Here is a 23,985-nt window from a genome sequence, read left to right as displayed (position 1 = left end):
ACAAAACCCTGTGGGAGCTGGCTTGCCAGCGATAGCGGTGGATCAGTCACCTTCAATGCTGAATGATAGGCCGCCATCGCTGGCAAGCCAGCTCCCACAAGGATCGGGTTCCAAAATTCAAAAACGAGGACACCGTATGGAATGGCTCCCCCACATCACCGTCGCCACTATCGTCGAGGACAACGGCCGTTTCCTGATGGTCGAAGAACACAAAGCCGGACGTAACGTGCTGAACCAGCCCGCCGGCCATCTCGACCCGGATGAAACCCTGATTGAGGCTGCCATCCGCGAAACCCTCGAAGAAACAGGCTGGGACGTCGAGCCCACCGGCGTGGTCGGCATTTACCTGTACACCGCGCCGAGCAACGGCGTGACTTATCAGCGCGTGTGCTTCAGTGCCAAAGCCGTCAAACACCACCCGGATTATCAACTCGACGACGGCATCGTCGGCGCCAAGTGGCTGACCCGCAATGAATTAATCGCCCAGCGCGACAACTGGCGCAGCGAGCTGATCATCCGCTGCATCGACGATTATCTGGCCGGCCATCACTTCAGCCTCGAACTGATCCGCCCTTCTCTTTAGCCTTGAGGACGTGAGCCTGCTAGAATCGCGTCCTTTTTCAAGACACTCATTGAATCCCTATGCGTGATCCAGCCCCTTCTGACACATCCAAGAAGCGCGTCATTGTCGGCATGTCCGGCGGCGTGGACTCTTCCGTTTCCGCTCTCCTGCTGATCGAGCAGGGCTTTGAAGTGGAAGGCCTGTTCATGAAGAACTGGGAAGAAGACGACGGAACGGAATACTGCACCGCCATGGACGACCTGGCGGACGCCCAGGCTGTGTGCGACAAGATCGGTATCAAGCTGCACACCGCCAACTTCGCCGCCGAGTACTGGGACAACGTGTTCGAGCACTTCCTCGCCGAATACAAGGCCGGACGTACACCGAACCCGGACATCCTGTGCAACCGCGAGATCAAGTTCAAGGCGTTCCTCGACTACGCCATGATGCTCGGCGCCGACCTGATCGCCACCGGCCACTACGTGCGTCGTCGCGATATCGATGGCCGCACCGAACTGCTCAAGGGCCTCGATCCGAACAAGGATCAGAGCTACTTCCTCCACGCCGTCGGCGGCGAACAGATCGCCAAGACGCTGTTCCCGGTCGGCGAACTGGAAAAGCCGCAAGTGCGCGCGATTGCCGAGAAATACGAGCTGGCGACCGCCAAGAAGAAGGATTCCACCGGGATCTGCTTCATCGGCGAGCGTCGTTTCAGCGATTTCCTCAAGCAATATCTGCCGGCGCAACCGGGCGAGATCAAGACCACCGAAGGCGAAGTCATCGGCCGCCACCACGGCTTGATGTACCACACCATCGGCCAGCGCCAGGGCCTCGGCATCGGTGGTCTGAAAGATGCCGGCGACGAGCCGTGGTACGTGCTGCGCAAGGATCTCGACACCAACGAGCTGATCGTCGGCCAGGGCAACAACCATCCGTGGCTGTTCTCCAGCGCCCTGCTCGCCTCGGAAATCTATTGGGTCAACCCGATCGACCTGAGCCAGCCGCTGCGCCTGACCGCGAAAGTGCGTTATCGCCAGAGCGATCAGGCCTGCACCCTGGAAAAAACCGCCAGCGGCTACCGCGCCGTGTTCGACGAACCGCAACGCGCAGTGACGCCGGGCCAGTCCGTGGTGTTCTATGACGGTGAAATCTGCCTCGGTGGCGGCGTGATCGAAATCGCCGAGCCATGGAGCGGTCAGGCATGAGCCCGACTCAGGAGCAACTGACGGCGCTCGGCGGTGTGTTTCTCGCCGCTGTTTTGGTCGACCGGATCGCCAAGACCGGCCAGACCAGCGAGGCCGGCCTGAGCTGCATGCTCGGTAGCCTGCTGGTGCGCGACCCGAAAGATACGCTGGACGTGTACGGCGGCGACGACCTCAATCTGCGCGAGGGCTATCGAGCGCTGATCGGCGCACTTGAGCGCGATCCGAGCACTTTGCAGCGCGAGCCGTTGCGTTATGCCCTGTCGATGCTCGGTCTGGAACGTCAACTGGCCAAGCGTGACGACATGCTCGACACCATCGGCAAGCGCCTGCCGCAGATTCAGTCGCAGGTCGAACACTTCGGCCCGGCCCACGAAAACGTCGTCGCCGCTTGCGGTGCGCTGTATCAGGACACCCTGAGCACCCTGCGCCAACGCATTCAGGTGCATGGCGACATGCGCAACCTGCAGCAGCCGAGCAACGCCTCGAAGATCCGCGCCCTGCTGCTCGCCGGTATCCGTTCAGCGCGCCTGTGGCGACAGCTCGGCGGGCACCGCTGGCAATTGGTGATCAGCCGTCGCAAATTGCTCAAAGAGCTGTATCCGTTGCTGCGCAGCGAGTAAACGCCACGCAATAAAAGTTTTGTAGCCTGTAACGCGTAATACGCCGGTCAGTTGGCAACGGACCGGCGGATTTTTTCATGTATGATACGCGCCCCATTTCGTTGCCCGACTGTCCGAGAACACCCCATGCAGCTTTCTTCGCTCACTGCGGTTTCCCCTGTTGACGGCCGCTACGCCGGCAAAACCCAGGCCCTGCGCCCGATTTTCAGCGAGTACGGCCTGATCCGTGCCCGCGTTCTGGTTGAAGTGCGCTGGCTCCAGCGCCTCGCCGCCCACGCCGGTATCCCGGAAGTGCCAGCCTTCTCCGCCGAGGCCAACGCCGTTCTCAATGAACTGGCTGAAAACTTCTCGCTGGAGCACGCCGAGCGCGTCAAAGAAATCGAGCGCACCACCAACCACGACGTCAAGGCGATCGAATACCTGCTCAAAGAGCAGGCGGCCAAGCTGCCGGAGCTGGCCAAGGTCAGCGAGTTCATCCACTTTGCCTGCACCAGCGAAGACATCAACAACCTGTCCCACGCCCTGATGCTGCGCGAAGGCCGTGACGACGTGATGCTGCCGCTGATGCGCCAGACTGCCAACGCCATCCGCGAACTGGCCATCCGTTTTGCCGACGTGCCAATGCTGTCGCGTACCCACGGCCAACCAGCCTCTCCGACCACTCTGGGTAAAGAGCTGGCGAACGTGGTTTACCGTCTCGAGCGCCAGATCGCTCAAGTCGCTGCCGTGCCGCTGCTGGGCAAGATCAACGGTGCTGTCGGCAACTACAACGCGCACCTGTCGGCCTACCCGCAGATCGACTGGGAAGCCAACGCTCGCGCTTTCATCGAAGACGAACTGGGTCTGGGCTTCAACCCGTACACCACGCAGATCGAACCGCACGACTACATTGCCGAGCTGTTCGACGCCATTGCGCGCTTCAACACCATCCTGATCGACTTCGACCGCGACATCTGGGGCTATATCTCCCTGGGTTATTTCAAGCAGCGCACCATCGCTGGCGAAATCGGTTCGTCGACCATGCCGCACAAGGTCAACCCGATCGACTTCGAAAACTCTGAAGGCAACCTGGGCATCGCCAACGCACTGTTCCAGCATCTGGCTAGCAAACTGCCAATCTCCCGCTGGCAGCGCGACCTGACCGACTCCACCGTACTGCGCAACCTCGGTGTCGGCTTCGCCCACAGCGTGATCGCTTACGAAGCCAGCCTCAAAGGCATCAGCAAACTGGAGCTCAACGAGCAGAAGATTGCCGCTGACCTCGACGCTTGCTGGGAAGTCCTGGCTGAGCCGATCCAGACCGTAATGCGTCGTTACAACATCGAAAACCCGTACGAGAAGCTGAAAGAACTGACCCGCGGCAAGGGCATCAGCCCTGAAGCGTTGCAGACTTTCATCGACGGCCTGGACATGCCAGCCGAAGCGAAAGCCGAGCTGAAACAGCTGACCCCGGCCAACTACATCGGCAACGCTGTAGCGCAAGCCAAACGCATCTGATCGACCGCTTGACCCGTTTGAGACGCCCGGCCGCGCCGGGCGTTTTTATTCCCGTCTGAAAAGTGCTTTTTTTCAATAGGTTACATATGAATTCCGATATTCCTCTTCAACTTCTGGGCGGCCTCACGGCGCGCGAATTCCTGCGCGACTACTGGCAGAAAAAGCCACTGCTGATCCGTCAGGCGATTCCTGACTTCGAAAGCCCGATCGACGCCGACGAACTGGCCGGTCTGGCCCTGGAAGAAGAAGTCGAATCGCGCCTGGTGATCGAGCACGGCGAGCGCCCATGGGAACTGCGTCGCGGCCCGTTCGCTGAAGACGAGTTCAGCAAGCTGCCGGAAACAGAGTGGACCCTGCTGGTGCAAGCCGTTGACCAGTTCGTACCGGAAGTCAGTGAATTGCTGGAAAACTTCCGCTTCCTGCCGAGCTGGCGCGTCGACGATGTGATGATCAGCTTCGCCGCCCCCGGTGGCAGCGTCGGCCCGCACTTCGACAACTACGACGTGTTCCTGCTGCAAGGTCACGGCAAGCGCAACTGGAAAATCGGCCAGATGTGCGACTCCGAGAGCCCGCTGCTGCAACACGCGGACCTGCGCATCCTCGCCGAATTCCATGAGACCGAAGAGTGGGTGCTGGAACCGGGCGACATGCTCTACCTGCCGCCACGCCTGGCCCACTGCGGTGTCGCGGTCGACAACTGCATGACCTATTCGGTTGGCTTCCGCGCACCGAGCGCCTCCGAAGTACTGACCCACTTCACCGACTTCCTCAGCCAGTTCCTGACCGACGAAGAACGTTACACCGATGCCGACGCGCAGCCAGCGGCCGATCCACACCAGATTCAACATGACGCACTGGATCGCCTGAAGAGCCTGCTCGCCGAACACATGAGCGACGAGCGCCTGCTGCTGACCTGGTTCGGCCAGTACATGACCGAGCCGCGCTACCCGGAACTGGTGGTTGGCCCGGAAGAAGTCGAAGAAGAAGACTTCCTCAGCGCCCTGCAAGATGGCGCGATACTAATCCGCAACCCGAGCGCGCGCCTGGCCTGGTCGGAAGTCGATGACGATCTGCTACTGTTCGCCAGCGGCCAGAGCCGTTATCTGCCGGGCAAACTGCGCGAGCTGCTGAAGCTGATCTGCGCCGCCGACGCCCTGCACACCGACAACCTCGGTGAGTGGCTGAACGATGAAGACGGTCGCGGTCTGCTGTGCGAACTGGTCAAGCAGGGCAGCCTGGGGTTCGCCGATGAATAAGATTCGCGTACGTGTCGCAGACTGGCAAAAGGACATCGCCGAGATCCGGCGCATTCGTGAAACGGTGTTCATCGCCGAACAATCGGTACCCCCTGAGCTGGAATGGGACGCGGATGACGCGACTGCAGTGCATTTTCTGGCGTTCGAAGGCGACTTTCCGATCGGCACTGCGCGCCTGTTGCCCGATGGGCACATCGGCCGGGTTTCGGTGCTGAAGGACTGGCGCGGGATGAAGGTCGGCGATGCGCTGATGCAAGCGGTGATTGCTGAAGCCGAAGAGCGCGGCCTGAAACAGCAGATGCTCAGCGCGCAGGTTCAGGCCACGGCGTTCTACGAGCGTTTGGGTTTCAGTCTGGTCAGCGAGGAATTCCTGGAAGCTGGGATTCCGCATGTCGACATGGTTCGCCATTCGGCCTGAACGCTGCGCTGATCGTTCCCATGCTCTGCGTGGGAATGCCTCTCGGGACGCTCCGCGTCCCTTGCGACATGTGACGCAGAGCGTCACTGGCTGCATTCCCACGCGGAGCGTGGGAACGATCACCACAAGAGCAGCTCTCAAAACGCCCCGCCATTTTCGGATGCCGGGGCGTTTTGCTGTCTACGATTCAACTTGCCCCACCCCGGGCCGACAAACTGGCAATATCAAGCCTTTCGAAAGCGGAGATAACGGACATGTCCCTACGCACCCTGCTCACCACCCTGCTCACCACCCTGCTGCTTGGTTGCAGTTTCTCGGTGATGGCAGCCACAGAAATCGTGCCACTCAATTACCGCACCAGCACCGACATGCTGCCGATGGCGCAAGACTTTCTCGGCAAGGACGGCCAGGTCAGTGCCTATGGCAATCAACTGATCATCAAGGCCGAGCCGGACAAGATCCAGGAACTCAAGGCACTGATCACCCAGCTCGACACCGCGCCGAAGCGCCTGCTGATAACAGTCGACACCAATGAAAACAATGGTCGTGGCGACGAAGGTTATTCAGTCAACGGCGCGCAAACGCGCATCATCAGTCGCAGCACCGCCAGCCGCGACGGCGGCGTGCAGCAGGTGCAGGCCACCGACGGCATGCCCGCACTGATTCAGGTTGGCCAGAGCGTGCCGATCACCAGCAGCCAGGGCAATTCCTACGGCGACTACAGCAGCCAGACCCAATATCGCAACGTCACTCAGGGTTTCTATGTCACCGCCAGCGTCACCGGCGACATCGTTCATCTGGCGATCAGTACCAACCGTGACCGCATGAGCCAGGAACGTCCCGATGTAGTGAACGTGCAAAGCACCGACACAACGGTCAGTGGACGCCTGGGTGAATGGATCGCGCTGGCGGGGGTGAATCGCCAGACTCAGGCTGACAAACAGGGCCTGGCCCGCAGCTACTCGACTCAAGGCCGGGATGACATGACCCTGAAGGTCAAAGTCGACGCCTTGGACTAAAGCACCGAAAACTGACTGATTAGTCGTATTAGACGAAAGATGTAGTGCTTGAAAAAAAGCACTACAAAACGTTTGACGAGGCAAAAAAGCGAAGGCATGATGGCCTCGCTCCCGCTAATCAGAGGCCCTGGCAAGGGCCTTCGAAGCGATGTTCGCACCTACCCCCGCGAACCGTTTCGTGTCTGTACCGCCCACAAGGTGTGTTTGACGAGGTTGCCGACTGGAACGAAGTTGTCCCGAGGGACGGAAGCGTAATTAGGTAACCCGGCATCACACTGTAGTTCGTATAAAGGCCCACGACGCCCGAATGCGCCCGCCAGTTTCGCCACTACCTGCTCACTTCCCCTCGAGCCCATCGTTCATCCCGTCGCCTGCCCCGCCGAACCCGACCTGACCACCTAAGCTTCTGGTCAGCGAGCGCAAGGAATTTTCCACCGCAGAACAACTTTTCATAAAGACGCGACGAGGTTTATCTCCATGGCACTGACACGCGAACAGCAAATTGCAGCCCTTGAAAAAGACTGGGCTGAAAACCCGCGCTGGAAAGGCGTGACTCGCACTTATTCCGCTGCTGACGTCGTCCGTCTGCGTGGCTCGGTTCAACCTGAGCACACCTTTGCGAAAATGGGCGCCGAGAAGCTGTGGAACCTGGTCACCCAGGGTGCCAAGCCGTCCTTCCGCCCAGAGAAAGATTTCGTCAACTGCATGGGCGCCCTGACCGGCGGCCAGGCTGTTCAACAGGTCAAGGCCGGTATCCAGGCAATCTACCTGTCGGGCTGGCAGGTTGCTGCGGACAACAACTCCGCAGAATCGATGTATCCAGACCAGTCGCTGTACCCGGTGGACTCGGTGCCAACCGTGGTCAAGCGCATCAACAACTCGTTCCGTCGTGCTGACCAGATCCAGTGGAAAGCCGGCAAGAACCCTGGCGACGACGGCTACATCGACTACTTCGCGCCAATCGTGGCTGACGCTGAAGCCGGTTTCGGCGGCGTGCTGAATGCCTACGAGCTGATGAAGAGCATGATCGAAGCAGGCGCCGCCGGCGTCCACTTCGAAGACCAACTGGCTTCCGTGAAAAAATGCGGCCACATGGGCGGTAAAGTACTGGTGCCTACTCAGGAAGCCGTACAGAAGCTGACCGCTGCTCGCTTGGCTGCAGACGTTGCCGGTACGCCGACCATCATCCTGGCCCGTACCGACGCTAACGCTGCCGACCTGCTGACTTCCGACTGCGACCCGTACGACCAGCCGTTCGTGACTGGCGAGCGTACTCAGGAAGGCTTCTACAAGGTGCGTGCCGGTCTGGATCAAGCCATTGCCCGTGGCCTGGCTTACGCGCCGTACGCCGACCTGATCTGGTGCGAAACCGCCAAGCCGGATCTGGACGAGGCTCGTCGCTTCGCTGAAGCGATCAAAAAGGAATACCCGGACCAACTGCTGTCGTACAACTGCTCGCCTTCCTTCAACTGGAAGAAAAACCTGGACGACGCGACCATCGCCAAGTTCCAGCGCGAACTGTCCGCCATGGGCTACAAGCACCAGTTCATCACCCTGGCCGGCATTCACAACATGTGGCACAGCATGTTCAACCTGGCGCACGACTACGCCCGCAACGACATGACTGCCTACGTGAAGCTGCAAGAGCAGGAATTTGCTGACGCTGCCAAGGGTTACACCTTCGTGGCTCACCAGCAGGAAGTGGGCACCGGCTACTTCGACGACATGACCACCGTGATTCAGGGTGGCTCGTCTTCGGTAACCGCACTGACCGGATCGACTGAAGAAGAACAGTTCCACTGATTCTGCTTCGCCTGAGCAAACGGCCTCTGCGGATCGTATAGAAAGCTAACCGCAGAGCCGCAAAACTGACGCCCCGACTGGTTCGGGGCGTTTTTTTTGCCCACGTTTTCTCAGACACCTGAAGAACCCTGTGGGAGCGGGCTTGCCCGCGATGGCGGCTCAGCTTCAACACATGAGCAAACTGATACACCGCTATCGCGGGCAAGCCCGCTCCCACAGGTACAGTGTCAGACCTTTCTGAAAAAACATTGACCCAGAGCGGTATCGACATCAGAAAAATCGGTTAAAACGGGCGCCACCGCTACTTGCAGTAACAGGCATATAAGACAACTTCCTGATTACTGCACCGCTAAACAGTTACAAAACCACCTCAAACGATATTAATTATCATTTAGCCGCAACTATGTTCGTTACATCTCGCACAAAACATAATTCGCAGAAACCCGGCTAATGCCCGCTATGCTTGGGCTGTGGGGCATCGGAGGTGCGCTATGTCCTTATTCCAATAAATAATTTCGCTATAGGAATTTTACTTGCAGGGTGTTTAGCCATAAAATCAGCGCGATTGATTGCTGCGACATATCGTCACTGCCTTTTTCTTTATCAAGCTCAGAGACCTTTGCTCTCTGTTAAGGATTACCAGCATGCCCGAAGCGACAGGACTCATGGCCCACAACTGGGGCTTTGCCATTTTCCTTCTGGGTGTAGTCGGCCTGTGTGCCTTCATGCTCGGCGTCTCCAGCCTCCTCGGGTCAAAAGCCTGGGGCCGCAGCAAAAACGAACCGTTCGAGTCCGGCATGCTACCTACCGGTGGCGCCCGCTTGCGGCTCTCAGCCAAATTCTATCTGGTCGCGATGCTGTTCGTGATCTTCGATATCGAAGCCCTCTTTCTCTTTGCATGGTCTGTGTCCGTCCGCGAAAGCGGCTGGACCGGATTCGTCGAAGCTCTCGTTTTCATAGCAATTCTGTTGGCAGGTCTTGTCTACCTGTTCCGAGTGGGCGCCCTTGACTGGGCTCCGGAAGCTCGTCGCAAGCGGCAGGCGAAGCTGAAACAATGAGGCTTTGGCAATGCAATACAATCTCACCAGAATCGACCCCGATGCTCCTAACGAGCAGTATCCGATTGGCGAACGGGAAACCGTTTCCGATCCGTTAGAAGATCAAGTTCACAAAAACATTTTCATGGGCAAGCTGGAAGACGTGCTGAACGGTGCGGTCAACTGGGGACGTAAAAACTCCCTGTGGCCGTACAACTTCGGCTTGTCGTGCTGCTACGTGGAAATGACCACCGCCTTCACGGCGCCCCACGACATCGCGCGCTTCGGCGCCGAAGTTATCCGGGCATCACCGCGTCAGGCCGACTTCATGGTTATCGCCGGTACCTGCTTCATCAAGATGGCGCCGATCATTCAGCGTCTCTACGAGCAAATGCTCGAACCGAAATGGGTTATCTCCATGGGTTCGTGCGCCAACTCCGGTGGCATGTACGACATCTACTCTGTGGTTCAAGGGGTGGACAAGTTCTTGCCCGTGGACGTCTACGTACCTGGCTGCCCGCCCCGTCCAGAAGCATTTCTGCAAGGCTTGATGCTGTTGCAGGAATCAATTGGCCAGGAGCGTCGCCCACTGTCCTGGGTCGTTGGTGATCAAGGCGTTTATCGCGCCGACATGCCTTCGCAGAAAGAACAGCGCCGCGAACAGCGAATCGCAGTCACAAACCTGCGCAGCCCTGACGAAGTCTGATCCAGATCTGTTCTTACAAAGAAACGAGAAGCTGGCTTCATTCTTTACGTTGACCGAAAGCGAAAAAATAACCATGACTACAGGCAGCGCTCTGTACATCCCGCCTTATAAGGCAGACGACCAGGATGTGGTCGTTGAATTGAACAACCGTTTTGGCGCCGAAGCGTTCACCGCTCAGTCGACCCGCACCGGTATGCCGGTATTGTGGGTCGCTCGCGCCAGGCTCGTTGAAGTCCTGACTTTCCTGCGCAACCTGCCCAAGCCGTACGTCATGCTCTATGACCTGCACGGCGTGGACGAGCGTCTGCGCACCAAGCGTCAAGGGCTGCCATCGGACGCCGAGTTCACCGTGTTCTATCACCTCATGTCGCTTGAGCGTAATAGTGACGTGATGATCAAGGTCGCCTTGTCCGAGAGCGACCTGAGCTTGCCGACCGTGACCGGTATCTGGCCGAACGCCAACTGGTACGAGCGTGAAGTCTGGGACATGTTCGGCATCGACTTCAAAGGCCACCCGCACCTGTCGCGCATCATGATGCCGCCGACCTGGGAAGGTCACCCGCTGCGCAAGGACTTCCCGGCGCGCGCAACCGAATTCGATCCGTACAGCCTCAACCTCGCCAAGCAACAGCTTGAGGAAGAAGCCGCGCGCTTCCGTCCTGAAGACTGGGGCATGAAGCGCTCCGGGGCCAACGAGGACTACATGTTCCTCAACCTGGGCCCGAACCACCCTTCGGCTCACGGTGCGTTCCGCATCATCCTGCAACTGGACGGCGAAGAGATCGTCGACTGCGTGCCGGACATCGGTTACCACCACCGTGGTGCCGAGAAGATGGCTGAGCGTCAGTCCTGGCACAGTTTCATCCCGTACACCGACCGTATCGACTACCTCGGCGGCGTGATGAACAACCTGCCGTACGTGCTCTCGGTCGAGAAGCTGGCCGGCATCAAGGTGCCAGAGAAGGTCGACGTCATCCGCATCATGATGGCCGAGTTCTTCCGGATCACCAGCCACCTGCTGTTCCTGGGGACCTACATCCAGGACGTCGGCGCCATGACCCCGGTGTTCTTCACCTTCACCGACCGCCAGAAGGCGTACACGGTGATTGAAGCCATTACCGGTTTCCGTCTGCACCCGGCCTGGTACCGCATCGGTGGCGTCGCCCACGACCTGCCGCGCGGCTGGGACAAACTGGTGAAAGACTTCGTTGAATGGCTGCCAAAACGCCTCGACGAATACACCAAGGCTGCCCTGCAGAACAGCATCCTCAAGGGTCGTACCATCGGCGTCGCCCAGTACAACACCAAAGAAGCCCTGGAATGGGGTGTCACCGGTGCTGGCCTGCGTTCGACCGGTTGCGACTTCGACCTGCGTAAAGCGCGTCCGTACTCCGGCTACGAGAACTTCGAGTTCGAAGTGCCGCTGGCCGCCAATGGCGATGCCTACGACCGCTGCATGGTCCGCGTCGAAGAGATGCGTCAGAGCATCAAGATCATCGACCAGTGCATGCGCAACATGCCGGAAGGCCCGTACAAGGCGGATCACCCGCTGACCACGCCGCCGCCGAAAGAGCGCACGCTGCAGCACATCGAAACCTTGATCACGCACTTCCTGCAAGTTTCGTGGGGCCCGGTCATGCCGGCCAACGAATCCTTCCAGATGATCGAAGCGACCAAGGGCATCAACAGTTATTACCTGACGAGCGACGGCGGCACCATGAGCTACCGTACCCGGATCCGTACTCCGAGCTTCCCGCATCTGCAACAGATCCCTTCGGTGATCAAAGGCAGCATGGTCGCGGACTTGATTGCGTACCTGGGTAGTATCGACTTCGTTATGGCCGACGTGGACCGCTAAGCATGAACAGCACGCTTATCCAGACAGACCGTTTCACCCTGAGTGAAACCGAGCGCTCGGCCATCGAGCACGAGTTGCATCACTACGAAGACCCGCGCGCGGCGTCGATCGAAGCCCTGAAGATCGTTCAGAAAGAACGCGGCTGGGTGCCGGATGGCGCCCTGTACGCGATCGGCGAGATCCTCGGCATTCCGGCCAGCGACGTTGAAGGTGTGGCGACGTTCTATAGCCAAATCTTCCGTCAGCCGGTCGGCCGTCACATCATTCGCGTCTGCGACAGCATGGTCTGCTACATCGGCGGCCACGAGTCGGTGGTCAGCGAAATCCAGAACAATCTGGGCATCGGCCTGGGTCAGACCACCACCGACGGTCGTTTCACCCTGCTGCCTGTCTGCTGCCTCGGCAACTGCGACAAGGCTCCGGCGCTGATGATCGACGACGACACCTTTGGCGACGTGCAACCTGCTGGCGTCGCCAAACTGCTCGAGGGCTACGTATGACCCTGACATCTTTCGGTCCTGCCAACCGCATTCAGCGTTCGGCCGAGACTCACCCGCTGACCTGGCGTCTGCGTGACGACGGCGAAGCCGTGTGGCTCGACGAATACCAGGCCAAGAACGGTTACGCCGCAGCACGCAAAGCCTTCGCCGACATGGATCAGGACGCCATCGTCCAGACCGTGAAAGACGCAGGTTTGAAAGGTCGCGGTGGTGCAGGCTTCCCCACGGGTGTGAAGTGGGGCCTGATGCCCAAAGACGAATCCATCAACATCCGCTACCTGCTGTGCAACGCGGACGAGATGGAGCCGAACACCTGGAAAGACCGCATGCTGATGGAGCAACTGCCCCATCTGCTGATCGAAGGCATGCTGATCAGTGCCCGCGCACTGAAAACCTACCGTGGCTACATCTTCCTGCGTGGCGAATACACCACCGCTGCCAAGCACCTCAACCGTGCCGTGGAAGAAGCCAAGGCAGCGGGCCTGCTGGGCAAAAACATTCTGGGCAGCGGTTTTGATTTCGAACTGTTCGTCCACACCGGCGCCGGGCGTTACATCTGCGGTGAAGAAACCGCACTGATCAACTCCCTCGAAGGTCGCCGCGCCAACCCGCGCTCCAAGCCGCCCTTCCCTGCCGCCGTCGGCGTGTGGGGCAAGCCGACTTGCGTGAACAACGTGGAAACCCTGTGCAACGTGCCGGCGATTATTGCCGACGGCGTTGACTGGTACAAATCGTTGGCCCGCGAAGGCAGCGAAGACATGGGCACCAAGCTCATGGGCTTCTCCGGCAAAGTGAAAAACCCGGGCCTGTGGGAACTGCCATTCGGCGTCACCGGTCGCGAGCTGTTCGAAGACTACGCCGGCGGCATGCGCGACGGCTTCAAGCTCAAGGCCTGGCAGCCAGGTGGCGCCGGTACCGGTTTCCTCTTGCCAGAACACCTCGACGCACAAATGTACGCCGGCGGCATCGCCAAAGTGGGCACCCGTATGGGTACCGGCCTGGCCATGGCGGTGGATGACAGCGTCAACATGGTTTCCCTGCTGCGCAACATGGAGCAGTTCTTCGCTCGCGAGTCCTGCGGCTTCTGCACCCCGTGCCGTGATGGTTTGCCATGGAGCGTCAAGCTCTTGATGGCCATCGAAGAAGGCCGCGGTCAGCCAGGCGACATCGAGACCCTGCTGGGTCTGGTCGGTTTCCTCGGCCCAGGCAAAACCTTCTGTGCTCACGCACCGGGTGCCGTGGAGCCGTTGGGCAGTGCCATCAAATACTTCCGTCCAGAGTTCGAAGCCGGTATCGCGCCTGTCAGCGCCGCCGTCCCGCCTCTGGCAAGGCCGATCGTTATCGGCGCGTAAACGCTTAATAAGGTGAAGGGCCCGTGCCCTTCGCCTCCTGCGATGACGCCTTTCGAGGCTGGATTGATTCGCACGGATAACAAGATTCCATTAGCCACGCCCGCTGACACCGGGCCAACGAAGACCTTTGAACCATGGCCACTATCCACGTAGACGGCAAAGCGCTCGAAGTCGACGGGGCAGACAACCTGTTACAGGCATGTCTGTCGCTGGGCCTCGACATCCCTTATTTCTGCTGGCACCCCGCGCTTGGTAGCGTCGGGGCTTGCCGCCAGTGCGCGGTCAAGCAGTACACCGACGAGAACGACACCCGTGGTCGCATCGTCATGTCCTGCATGACCCCGGCCACCGATAACACCTGGATCTCCATCGACGATGAAGAATCCAAGGCGTTCCGCGCCAGTGTTGTCGAATGGCTGATGACCAACCACCCGCACGACTGCCCTGTGTGCGAAGAAGGCGGTCATTGCCACCTGCAAGACATGACCGTGATGACCGGCCACAACGAGCGCCGGTATCGCTTCACCAAACGCACCCACCAGAACCAGCAACTGGGCCCGTTCATTTCCCATGAAATGAACCGCTGCATCGCTTGCTATCGCTGCGTGCGTTTCTACAAGGACTACGCCGGCGGCACCGACCTCGGTGTATTCGGCGCCCACGACAACGTGTACTTCGGTCGCGTTGAAGACGGCACCCTCGAAAGCGAGTTCTCCGGCAACCTCACCGAGGTCTGCCCGACCGGTGTGTTCACCGACAAGACTCACTCCGAGCGCTACAACCGTAAATGGGACATGCAGTTCTCGCCGAGCATCTGCCATGGCTGCTCCAGCGGTTGCAACATCTCCCCGGGTGAGCGTTACGGCGAACTGCGTCGCATCGAAAACCGTTTCAACGGTTCGGTGAACCAGTACTTCCTGTGCGACCGTGGCCGTTTCGGTTATGGCTACGTCAACCGCACCGACCGTCCACGTCAGCCGCTGCTGGCCGACGGCACCAAGCTGGGCCTCGACGCCGCACTGGATAAAGCCGCTGATCTGCTGCGCGGTCGCAATATCGTCGGTATCGGTTCGCCGCGTGCCAGCCTCGAAAGCAACTACGCGTTGCGCGAACTGGTCGGCGCCGAGCACTTCTACTCCGGTATCGAAGCCTCCGAACTGGAGCGCATCCGTCTGGTCCTGCAAGTGCTCAAAGACAGCCCGCTGCCAGTGCCGAACATGCGCGACATCGAAGACCACGACGCCATTTTCGTCCTCGGTGAAGATCTGACCCAGACCGCCGCCCGTATGGCCCTGGCCCTGCGTCAATCGGTCAAAGGCAAAGCTGAAGACATGGCTGAAGCCATGCGCGTTCAGCCTTGGCTCGACGCCGCAGTGAAGAACATCGGTCAGCACGCGCTGAACCCACTGTTCATCGCCAGCCTGGCGGAAACCAAGCTCGACGACGTTGCCGAAGAATGCGTACACGCCGCTCCCGACGATCTGGCGCGCATCGGTTTCGCCGTGGCTCACGCTCTGGATGCCAGCGCGCCGGCCGTCGAAGGTCTGGACGCCGAAGCACTGGAACTGGCCAAGCGCATTGCTGATGCCCTGCTCGCGGCCAAACGTCCGCTGATCATCGCCGGTACTTCGCTGGGTTCCAAAGCGCTGATCGAAGCGGCGGCGAACATCGCCAAAGCCCTGAAGCTGCGCGAGAAGAACGGTTCGATCAGCCTGATCGTGCCGGAAGCCAACAGCCTCGGTCTGGCCATGCTCGGTGGCGAATCGGTGGATGCTGCGCTGCAAGCAGTCATCGACGGCAAGGCCGACGCTATCGTCGTGCTGGAAAACGATCTGTACACCCGCACCTCGAAAGCCAAGGTCGATGCGGCATTGAACGCTGCGAAAGTAGTGATCGTTGCCGACCATCAGAAGACCGCCACCAGCGACCGCGCACATCTGGTTCTGCCAGCGGCGAGCTTCGCTGAAGGCGACGGCACGCTGGTCAGCCAGGAAGGTCGCGCCCAGCGCTTCTTCCAGGTGTTCGATCCGCAATACCTGGACGCAAGCATTCTGGTTCACGAAGGCTGGCGTTGGCTGCACGCCCTGCGCGCCACCCTGCTGAACCAGCCGATCGACTGGACGCAACTCGACCACGTCACCGCTGCCGTGGCTTCGAGCACCGAGCAACTGGCACGTATCGTCGACGCTGCACCGTCCGCCGCGTTCCGCATCAAGGGTCTGAAACTGGCGCGTGAGCCGCTGCGTTATTCCGGTCGCACCGCGATGCGCGCCGACATCAGCGTTCACGAACCACGCACCCCGCAAGACAAAGACACCGCGTTCGCCTTCTCCATGGAAGGTTACTCGGGTTCGGCTGAGCCACGTCAGCAAGTGCCATTCGCCTGGTCGCCGGGCTGGAACTCGCCACAAGCGTGGAACAAGTTCCAGGACGAAGTCGGTGGTCACCTGCGCGCTGGCGATCCGGGCACCCGCCTGATCGAAAGCACTGGCGATTCGCTGAACTGGTTCGCTGCCGCTCCGCGTGCGTTCAACCCGGCGCCGGGCACCTGGCAAGCCGTGCCGTTCTATCACCTGTTCGGCAGCGACGAGAACTCGTCGAAAGCCGCGCCGGTGCAAGAGCGCATTCCGGCTCCATACGTTGCTCTGGCCAAGTCGGAAGCAGATCGTCTGGGCGTCAACGACGGTGCCCTGCTGAGCCTGAACGTCGCCGGCCAGACCCTGCGTCTGCCGCTGCGTATCAATGAAGAACTGGGCGCAGGTCTGGTGGCATTGCCTGCGGGCATCGCCGGCATTCCACCGGCATTCGCCGGCGTATCCGTCGACGGTCTGCAGGAGGCAGCGCAATGACCTGGTTCACCCCTGAAGTGATCGATGTGATCCTGACGGTCATCAAAGCCATCGTGATTCTGCTGGCCGTTGTGGTCGCAGGCGCGTTGCTCAGCTTTGTCGAACGTCGCCTGCTGGGCTGGTGGCAGGACCGTTACGGTCCGAACCGCGTTGGCCCGTTTGGTATGTTCCAGATCGCCGCTGACATGCTGAAGATGTTCTTCAAGGAAGACTGGACCCCGCCGTTCGCCGATAAAGTGATCTTCACTTTGGCACCGGTGGTGGCCATGTCCGCCCTGCTGATCGCGTTTGCGATCATCCCGATCACCCCTACCTGGGGTGTGGCGGATCTGAACATCGGCCTGCTGTTTTTCTTCGCCATGGCCGGTCTGTCGGTCTACGCGGTGCTGTTCGCCGGCTGGTCGAGTAACAACAAGTTCGCCCTGCTCGGCAGCTTGCGTGCCTCGGCGCAGACCGTGTCCTACGAAGTGTTCATGGGCCTGGCCCTGATGGGCATCGTGGTGCAGGTCGGCTCGTTCAACATGCGCGACATCGTCGAGTACCAGGCGCAGAACCTGTGGTTCATCATTCCGCAGTTCTTCGGCTTCTGTACCTTCTTCATCGCTGGCGTCGCCGTGACTCACCGTCACCCGTTCGACCAGCCGGAAGCGGAACAGGAACTGGCAGACGGTTACCACATTGAATACGCCGGTATGAAATGGGGCATGTTCTTCGTCGGTGAATACATCGGCATCATCCTGATCTCGGCGCTGTTGGTCACCCTGTTCTTCGGTGGCTGGCACGGTCCGTTCGGCATCCTGCCGCAACTGTCCTTCGTCTGGTTCGCACTGAAGACCGCGTTCTTCATCATGCTGTTCATCCTGCTGCGCGCTTCCATCCCGCGTCCGCGTTATGACCAGGTGATGGATTTCAGCTGGAAATTCTGCCTGCCACTGACCCTGATCAATTTGCTGATAACCGCTGCGGTTGTGTTGTGGAACACACCTGCGGTTGCGGTTCAGTGAGGATTTGACCCATGTTCAAATATATTGGCGACATCGTTAAGGGTACTGGTACCCAGTTGCGCAGCCTGGTCATGGTCTTCGGCCATGGCTTCCGCAAGCGCGACACCCTGCAATACCCGGAAGAAGCGGTCTACCTGCCACCACGCTACCGTGGCCGTATCGTCCTGACCCGCGACCCCGATGGCGAAGAGCGTTGCGTAGCCTGCAACCTGTGCGCCGTGGCTTGCCCGGTGGGTTGCATCTCGCTGCAGAAAGCTGAAACCGAAGACGGTCGCTGGTACCCGGACTTCTTCCGTATCAACTTCTCGCGCTGCATTTTCTGCGGTCTCTGCGAGGAAGCCTGTCCGACCACCGCAATCCAGTTGACTCCGGATTTCGAGATGGCCGAGTTCAAACGTCAGGACCTGGTGTACGAGAAAGAAGATCTGCTGATCTCCGGCCCCGGCAAAAACCCTGATTACAACTTCTATCGTGTTGCAGGTATGGCAATCGCTGGCAAGCCGAAAGGCGCCGCGCAGAACGAAGCCGAACCGATCAACGTGAAGAGCTTGCTGCCTTAAGGAAGAACGATGGAATTCGCTTTCTATTTCGCATCGGGTATCGCTGTTGTGTCCACGCTTCGCGTGGTCACCAACACCAACCCTGTGCACGCCCTGCTCTACCTGATCATCTCGTTGATCGCCGTGGCCATGACCTTCTTCGCACTCGGCGCACCGTTCGCCGGCGTGCTGGAAGTGATCGCCTACGCCGGCGCCATCATGGTGCTGTTCGTGTTCGTGGTGATGATGCTGAACCTGGGGCCCGCCTCGGTTCAGCAAGAACGCAGCTGGCTCAAGCCTGGCATCTGGGCCGGGCCGGTGATTCTCGCCGCGCTGCTGCTGGCCGAATTGCTGTATGTGCTGTTCGCTCACCAGAGCGGTCAGGCCATCGGCCACACCACCGTAGACGCGAAAGCCGTGGGCATCAGCCTGTTCGGCCCGTACCTGCTGGTGGTCGAACTCGCCTCGATGCTGCTGCTTGCCGCAGCCGTCACGGCGTTCCATTTGGGCCGTAACGAGGCGAAGGAGTAAGACATGCCTGCTATCCCTCTCGAACATGGATTGGCCGTTGCCGGCATCCTGTTCTGCCTTGGTCTGGTCGGCCTGATGGTCCGCCGCAACATTTTGTTCGTGTTGATGAGTCTGGAAGTGATGATGAACGCCTCTGCACTGGCCTTCATCGTCGCGGGCGCCCGCTGGGCGCAGCCGGATGGACAGATCATGTTCATCCTGGTGATCAGCCTTGCAGCTGCCGAGGCCAGTATTGGTCTGGCGATCCTGCTGCAACTGTATCGCCGCTTCCACACGCTCGATATCGACGCTGCCAGTGAGATGCGCGGATGAACCTGATCTTTCTGACTTTCGTATTCCCTCTGATCGGTTTCCTGCTGCTGTCGTTCTCCCGTGGACGCTGGTCGGAAAACCTCTCGGCGCTGATCGGCGTGGGTTCCATTGGCTTGTCGGCGATTGTCGCCGCTTACGTCATCTGGCAATTCAACGTCGCGCCACCCGAAGGCGGTCACTACACCCTGGTGCTCTGGCAGTGGATGGCGGTCGAAGGCTTCAAGCCTGACTTCGCCCTCTACGTCGACGGCCTGTCGATCACCATGCTCGGCGTGGTGGTGGGCGTCGGTTTCCTGATCCACCTGTTCGCCTCCTGGTACATGCGCGGTGAAGCGGGTTACTCGCGCTTCTTCTCGTACACCAACCTGTTTATCGCCAGCATGCTGTTCCTCGTCCTGGGCGATAACCTGTTGTTCCTGTACTTCGGCTGGGAAGGCGTAGGCCTGTGCTCGTACCTGTTGATCGGTTTCTACTACAGCAACCGCAACAACGGTAACGCCGCACTCAAGGCCTTCATCGTGACCCGGATCGGCGACGTGTTCATGGCCATCGGCCTGTTCATCCTGTTCCAGCAAGTGGGCACGCTGAACATCCAGGAACTGCTGGTGCTGGCACCACAGAAATTCCAGGTCGGTGACTTCTGGATCACCCTGGCGACTCTGATGCTGCTGGGTGGCGCAGTCGGTAAATCGGCACAACTGCCGCTACAAACCTGGCTCGCGGACGCGATGGCCGGCCCTACCCCGGTTTCGGCACTGATCCACGCCGCCACCATGGTGACCGCAGGTGTTTACCTGATCGCCCGTACCCACGGCTTGTTCACCCTGGCGCCGGACATCCTGCACCTGGTCGGCATCGTCGGCGGCGTGACTCTGGTTCTGGCCGGTTTCGCCGCACTGGTACAAACCGACATCAAACGTATCCTCGCCTACTCGACCATGAGCCAGATCGGCTACATGTTCCTGGCGCTGGGCGTTGGTGCATGGGATGGCGCGATTTTCCACCTGATGACCCACGCCTTCTTCAAGGCCCTGCTGTTCCTTGCTTCCGGTGCGGTTATCGTTGCCTGCCACCACGAGCAGAACATCTTCAAGATGGGCGGTCTGTGGAAAAAACTGCCACTGGCCTACGCCAGCTTCATCGTCGGCGGCGCGGCCCTGGCTGCCCTGCCACTGGTTACCGCAGGCTTCTACTCCAAGGACGAAATCCTTTGGGAAGCGTTTGCCAGCGGCAACCACGGTCTGCTCTACGCAGGTCTGGTCGGCGCGTTCATGACTTCGCTGTACACCTTCCGCCTGATCTTCATCACGTTCCACGGTGAAGCCAAGACCGAAGCCCACGCCGGTCACGGCATCGCTCACTGGCTGCCACTGTCGGTGCTGATCGTGCTGTCGACCTTCATCGGCGCGATGATCGTTCCACCGCTGCACGGCGTCCTGCCGGAAAGCGTTGGGCATGCCGGCGGCGAAGCCAAGCACAGTCTGGAAATCGCTTCGGGCGCCATCGCCCTGGCCGGTATCCTGCTGGCGGCCCTGCTGTTCCTTGGCAAGCGTCGCTTCGTGACGGCAATCGCCAACAGCGGCATCGGCCGTTTCCTTTCGGCCTGGTGGTTCGCTGCCTGGGGCTTCGACTGGATCTACGACAAACTGTTCGTCAAGCCGTACCTTGCGATCAGCCACATGCTGCGCAAAGACCCGCTCGACCAGACCATCGGTCTGATCCCGCGTATGGCCAAGGGTGGTCACACTGCCCTGAGCCGCACCGAGACCGGTCAACTGCGTTGGTACGCTGCTTCGATGGCTGCTGGTGCCGTGCTGGTAATCGGCGCCATCGTGCTGGTAGCGGTCTGATATGAACCTTGCGAATTTGCGAAAGGAAACGAGCCCGTCATGATTCTGCCTTGGCTAATCCTGATCCCCTTCATCGGCGGCCTGCTGTGCTGGATGGGTGAGCGCTTCGGCGCTACCCTCCCCCGCTGGATTGCGCTGTTGACCATGACCCTGGAACTCGCCCTCGGCCTCTGGCTGTGGGCCCACGGTGACTATTCATTTGCTCCGGCGCCCGGCGCCGATCCGACCTGGGCGCTTGAGTTCAAGCATGTCTGGATCCAGCGCTTCGGCATCAACGTGCACCTGGCCCTCGACGGCCTGTCGCTGTTGATGATCCTGCTGACCGGTCTGCTGGGTATCCTCTCGGTACTCTGCTCGTGGAAAGAGATTCAACGTCATGTTGGCTTCTTCCACCTGAACCTGATGTGGATCCTGGGCGGCGTTGTCGGCGTGTTCCTCGCCCTCGACCTGTTCATGTTCTTCTTCTTCTGGGAAATGATGCTGGTGCCGATGTACTTCCTCATCGCGCTCTGGGGTCACAGTTCTTCGGACGGCAAGAAAACCCGGATCTACGCAGCGACCAAGTTCTTCATCTTCACTCAGGCTTCCGGCCTGATCATGCTGGTGGCGATCCTCGGTCTGGTACTGGTCAACTTCAACAACACTGGCGTGATTACCTTCAACTACGCCGACCTGTTGAAAACCAAGATGTCGATGACCACCGAGTACATTCTGATGCTCGGCTTCTTCATCGCCTTCGCGGTCAAGCTGCCCGTCGTACCGTTCCACTCGTGGTTGCCTGACGCTCACGCCCAGGCGCCGACTGCCGGTTCCGTCGACCTCGCCGGTATCCTGCTGAAAACCGCTGCCTACGGCCTGCTGCGTTTCGCCCTGCCGCTGTTCCCGAATGCCTCGGCCGAGTTCGCGCCGATCGCCATGACCCTCGGTCTGATCGGGATCTTCTACGGTGCGTTCCTCGCGTTCGCGCAAACCGACATCAAGCGTCTGATCGCCTTCTCGTCCGTTTCCCACATGGGCTTCGTACTGATCGGCATCTACTCCGGTAGCCAACTGGCACTGCAAGGTGCAGTCATCCAGATGCTCGCGCACGGTCTGTCGGCGGCAGCACTGTTTATCCTCAGCGGTCAGTTGTACGAGCGTCTGCACACTCGTGACATGCGTGAGATGGGCGGTCTGTGGTCGCGTATCGCTTACCTGCCGGCAATCAGCCTGTTCTTCGCAGCCGCTTCGTTGGGTCTGCCGGGCACTGGTAACTTCGTCGGCGAGTTCCTGATCCTGATCGGCTCTTTCGCCAGCTGGCCTTGGATCACTGCGATTGCCACCTCCGGTCTGGTGTTCGGTTCGGTCTACTCGCTGATCATGATCCACCGTGCGTATTTCGGTCCGTCCAAATCGGATTCGATCCTGCACGGTATGGACGCTCGCGAACTGATCATGGTGCTGGGCCTTGCGGTGTTGCTGATCTACATCGGCGTGTACCCGCAACCGTTCCTCGACACTTCTGCCGCCACGATGCATGGCGTTCAGCAGTGGCTCGGCACCGCCTTCACTCAACTCGCTTCGGCCCGGTAAGAGCGCTATGGAATTCACGATTCAACACTTTATTGCGCTTGCGCCACTGTTGATCACCAGCCTCACCATTATCGTGGTGATGCTGGCAATCGCCTGGCGCCGCAACCACTCGCAGACCTTCCTGATCTCGGTCGCCGGTCTGAACCTGGCTTTGCTGTCGATCCTGCCAGCCCTGAAAGTCGCGCCTCTGGCCGTGACTCCACTGCTGCAGATCGACACCTTCGCCTGCCTGTACATGGCGCTGATCCTGGTCGCCACTCTCGCCTGTGTGACCCTCGCCCACGCCTACCTGGGCGATGGCGGTTCGGGTTACCCGGGCAACCGTGAAGAACTGTACCTGCTGATCCTGATGGCCGCCGCCGGTGGTCTGGTTCTGGTCAGCGCGCAGCACCTGGCCGGTTTGTTCATCGGTCTGGAACTGCTGTCGGTGCCGGTTTACGGTCTGGTGGCTTACGCCTTCTTCAACAAGCGCTCGCTGGAAGCCGGCATCAAATACATGGTGCTGTCGGCCGCCGGTTCCGCGTTCCTGTTGTTCGGTATGGCACTGCTGTACGCAGACTCGGGTTCGCTGAGCTTCGTCGGTATCGGTCAGGCACTGGCTGCAACTGGCCTGCCTAGCTCGCTGGCACAACTGGGCCTGGGCATGATGCTGATCGGTCTGGCGTTCAAGCTGTCGCTGGTACCGTTCCACCTGTGGACGCCGGACGTCTACGAAGGTGCGCCGGCACCGGTCGCTGCGTTCCTCGCCACTGCGTCCAAGGTTGCCGTGTTTGCGGTGATGGTGCGTCTGTTCCAGATCTCCCCTGCCGCGAGCAGTGGCGTACTGAGCGATGTGCTGACTGTCATCGCCATCGCCTCGATCCTGTTCGGTAACCTGCTGGCCCTGACCCAGAGCAACCTCAAGCGTCTGCTCGGTTACTCGTCCATCGCGCACTTCGGCTACCTGCTGATCGCACTGGTGGCGAGCAAGGGTCTGGCGGTGGAAGCCATCGGCGTCTACCTGGTCACCTACGTGATCACCAGCCTTGGCGCGTTCGGCGTGATCACTCTGATGTCCTCGCCGTACAACGGCCGTGACGCAGATGCCCTGTACGAGTATCGCGGCCTGTTCTGGCGCCGTCCGTACCTGACCGCCGTACTGACCGTGATGATGCTGTCCCTGGCCGGTATCCCGCTTACCGCAGGCTTCATCGGCAAGTTCTACATCATCGCTACCGGTGTCGAGTCGCACCAATGGTGGCTGGTCGGTTCGCTGGTACTGGGCAGCGCCATCGGCGTCTTCTACTACCTGCGCGTGATGGTCACCCTGTACCTGATCGAACCAAACCTGCGCCGCCACGATGCGCAACTGCACTGGGAACAGAAGGCAGGCGGCGTGATGCTGCTGGCCATCGCCTTGGTTGCGTTCTTCCTCGGCGTTTACCCGCAGCCATTGCTGACACTGGTTCAGCAGGCGGGTCTGGCGGGCTGATTGCTTGGCTGGCTGGAAACGGAA

Annotated in this window: 21 protein-coding genes; all 21 read left to right on the top strand. The window is 59.9% G+C overall.

Translation table 11 applies throughout. The features are described from left to right. Positions 1-136: 136 nt before the first annotated feature. Complete coding sequence (locus AC3WMT_RS28925) at positions 137-583, top strand: NUDIX hydrolase (RefSeq protein ID WP_103306787.1); 447 nt, start codon at positions 137-139, stop codon at positions 581-583. 59 nt (positions 584-642) lie between these two features. Beyond that, positions 643-1,767: a tRNA 2-thiouridine(34) synthase MnmA gene (mnmA, locus tag AC3WMT_RS28920; RefSeq protein ID WP_103306788.1), complete on the top strand. Its 1,125-nt coding sequence runs from the start codon at positions 643-645 to the stop codon at positions 1,765-1,767. Then, positions 1,764-2,387: a high frequency lysogenization protein HflD gene (gene hflD, locus AC3WMT_RS28915; RefSeq protein WP_103306789.1), complete on the top strand. Its 624-nt coding sequence runs from the start codon at positions 1,764-1,766 to the stop codon at positions 2,385-2,387. Before mnmA ends, hflD begins: the two co-directional genes overlap by 4 nt. Before the next feature lie 126 nt (positions 2,388-2,513). Next, on the top strand, positions 2,514-3,884 hold the full coding sequence (purB, locus tag AC3WMT_RS28910) for an adenylosuccinate lyase (protein WP_003223822.1): 1,371 nt from the start codon (positions 2,514-2,516) through the stop codon (positions 3,882-3,884). A gap of 86 nt (positions 3,885-3,970) precedes the next feature. Next, entirely contained in the window at positions 3,971-5,140 is a 1,170-nt protein-coding gene (locus tag AC3WMT_RS28905) for a ribosomal protein uL16 3-hydroxylase (RefSeq protein ID WP_103306790.1), read from the top strand. Further along, the gene (locus AC3WMT_RS28900) at positions 5,133-5,558 is read left to right on the top strand and encodes a GNAT family N-acetyltransferase (RefSeq protein ID WP_034155132.1); all 426 of its coding nucleotides are present in this window, start codon (positions 5,133-5,135) and stop codon (positions 5,556-5,558) included. Before AC3WMT_RS28905 ends, AC3WMT_RS28900 begins: the two co-directional genes overlap by 8 nt. 254 nt (positions 5,559-5,812) lie before the next feature. Continuing rightward, on the top strand, positions 5,813-6,577 hold the full coding sequence (locus AC3WMT_RS28895) for a secretin N-terminal domain-containing protein (protein WP_103306791.1): 765 nt from the start codon (positions 5,813-5,815) through the stop codon (positions 6,575-6,577). Positions 6,578-7,054: 477 nt separating this feature from the next. Then, on the top strand, positions 7,055-8,380 hold the full coding sequence (gene aceA, locus AC3WMT_RS28890; protein ID WP_093434273.1) for an isocitrate lyase: 1,326 nt from the start codon (positions 7,055-7,057) through the stop codon (positions 8,378-8,380). Positions 8,381-9,024: 644 nt separating this feature from the next. Further along, positions 9,025-9,438, top strand: a complete 414-nt coding sequence (locus tag AC3WMT_RS28885; protein WP_003223812.1) for an NADH-quinone oxidoreductase subunit A — start codon at positions 9,025-9,027, stop codon at positions 9,436-9,438. A 10-nt stretch (positions 9,439-9,448) separates the two neighbouring features. Next, entirely contained in the window at positions 9,449-10,123 is a 675-nt protein-coding gene (locus tag AC3WMT_RS28880) for a NuoB/complex I 20 kDa subunit family protein (protein WP_103306792.1), read from the top strand. A 73-nt stretch (positions 10,124-10,196) separates the two neighbouring features. Then, complete coding sequence (gene nuoC, locus AC3WMT_RS28875; RefSeq protein WP_103306793.1) at positions 10,197-11,981, top strand: NADH-quinone oxidoreductase subunit C/D; 1,785 nt, start codon at positions 10,197-10,199, stop codon at positions 11,979-11,981. A gap of 2 nt (positions 11,982-11,983) precedes the next feature. Continuing rightward, positions 11,984-12,481: an NADH-quinone oxidoreductase subunit NuoE gene (nuoE, locus tag AC3WMT_RS28870; protein WP_007920186.1), complete on the top strand. Its 498-nt coding sequence runs from the start codon at positions 11,984-11,986 to the stop codon at positions 12,479-12,481. Then, on the top strand, positions 12,478-13,833 hold the full coding sequence (nuoF, locus tag AC3WMT_RS28865; RefSeq protein ID WP_103306794.1) for an NADH-quinone oxidoreductase subunit NuoF: 1,356 nt from the start codon (positions 12,478-12,480) through the stop codon (positions 13,831-13,833). Before nuoE ends, nuoF begins: the two co-directional genes overlap by 4 nt. Before the next feature lie 134 nt (positions 13,834-13,967). Continuing rightward, complete coding sequence (nuoG, locus tag AC3WMT_RS28860; protein ID WP_103306795.1) at positions 13,968-16,682, top strand: NADH-quinone oxidoreductase subunit NuoG; 2,715 nt, start codon at positions 13,968-13,970, stop codon at positions 16,680-16,682. Continuing rightward, positions 16,679-17,686, top strand: a complete 1,008-nt coding sequence (nuoH, locus tag AC3WMT_RS28855) for an NADH-quinone oxidoreductase subunit NuoH (RefSeq protein ID WP_007964859.1) — start codon at positions 16,679-16,681, stop codon at positions 17,684-17,686. The genes nuoG and nuoH overlap by 4 nt, the downstream gene beginning before the upstream one ends. Positions 17,687-17,697: 11 nt before the next feature. Beyond that, positions 17,698-18,246 (top strand): NADH-quinone oxidoreductase subunit NuoI, encoded by a 549-nt coding sequence (gene nuoI, locus AC3WMT_RS28850; protein ID WP_016987418.1) that lies wholly within the window; start codon positions 17,698-17,700, stop codon positions 18,244-18,246. 9 nt (positions 18,247-18,255) lie between these two features. Continuing rightward, on the top strand, positions 18,256-18,756 hold the full coding sequence (gene nuoJ / locus AC3WMT_RS28845) for an NADH-quinone oxidoreductase subunit J (protein ID WP_025108991.1): 501 nt from the start codon (positions 18,256-18,258) through the stop codon (positions 18,754-18,756). A 3-nt stretch (positions 18,757-18,759) separates the two neighbouring features. After that, positions 18,760-19,068 (top strand): NADH-quinone oxidoreductase subunit NuoK, encoded by a 309-nt coding sequence (nuoK, locus tag AC3WMT_RS28840; RefSeq protein WP_003180046.1) that lies wholly within the window; start codon positions 18,760-18,762, stop codon positions 19,066-19,068. Beyond that, a complete protein-coding gene (gene nuoL / locus AC3WMT_RS28835; protein WP_103306796.1) occupies positions 19,065-20,918 on the top strand; it encodes an NADH-quinone oxidoreductase subunit L in 1,854 nt (617 codons plus the stop codon). Before nuoK ends, nuoL begins: the two co-directional genes overlap by 4 nt. Positions 20,919-20,957: 39 nt before the next feature. Then, complete coding sequence (nuoM, locus tag AC3WMT_RS28830) at positions 20,958-22,490, top strand: NADH-quinone oxidoreductase subunit M (protein ID WP_103306797.1); 1,533 nt, start codon at positions 20,958-20,960, stop codon at positions 22,488-22,490. Positions 22,491-22,497: 7 nt separating this feature from the next. After that, a complete protein-coding gene (gene nuoN / locus AC3WMT_RS28825) occupies positions 22,498-23,961 on the top strand; it encodes an NADH-quinone oxidoreductase subunit NuoN (protein ID WP_007920173.1) in 1,464 nt (487 codons plus the stop codon). The last annotated feature ends 24 nt before the right edge of the window (positions 23,962-23,985 follow it).

The sequence above is a fragment of the Pseudomonas sp. FW305-7 genome, assembly GCF_058786735.1.
This window is presented reverse-complemented; position numbering and strand designations above follow the sequence as displayed.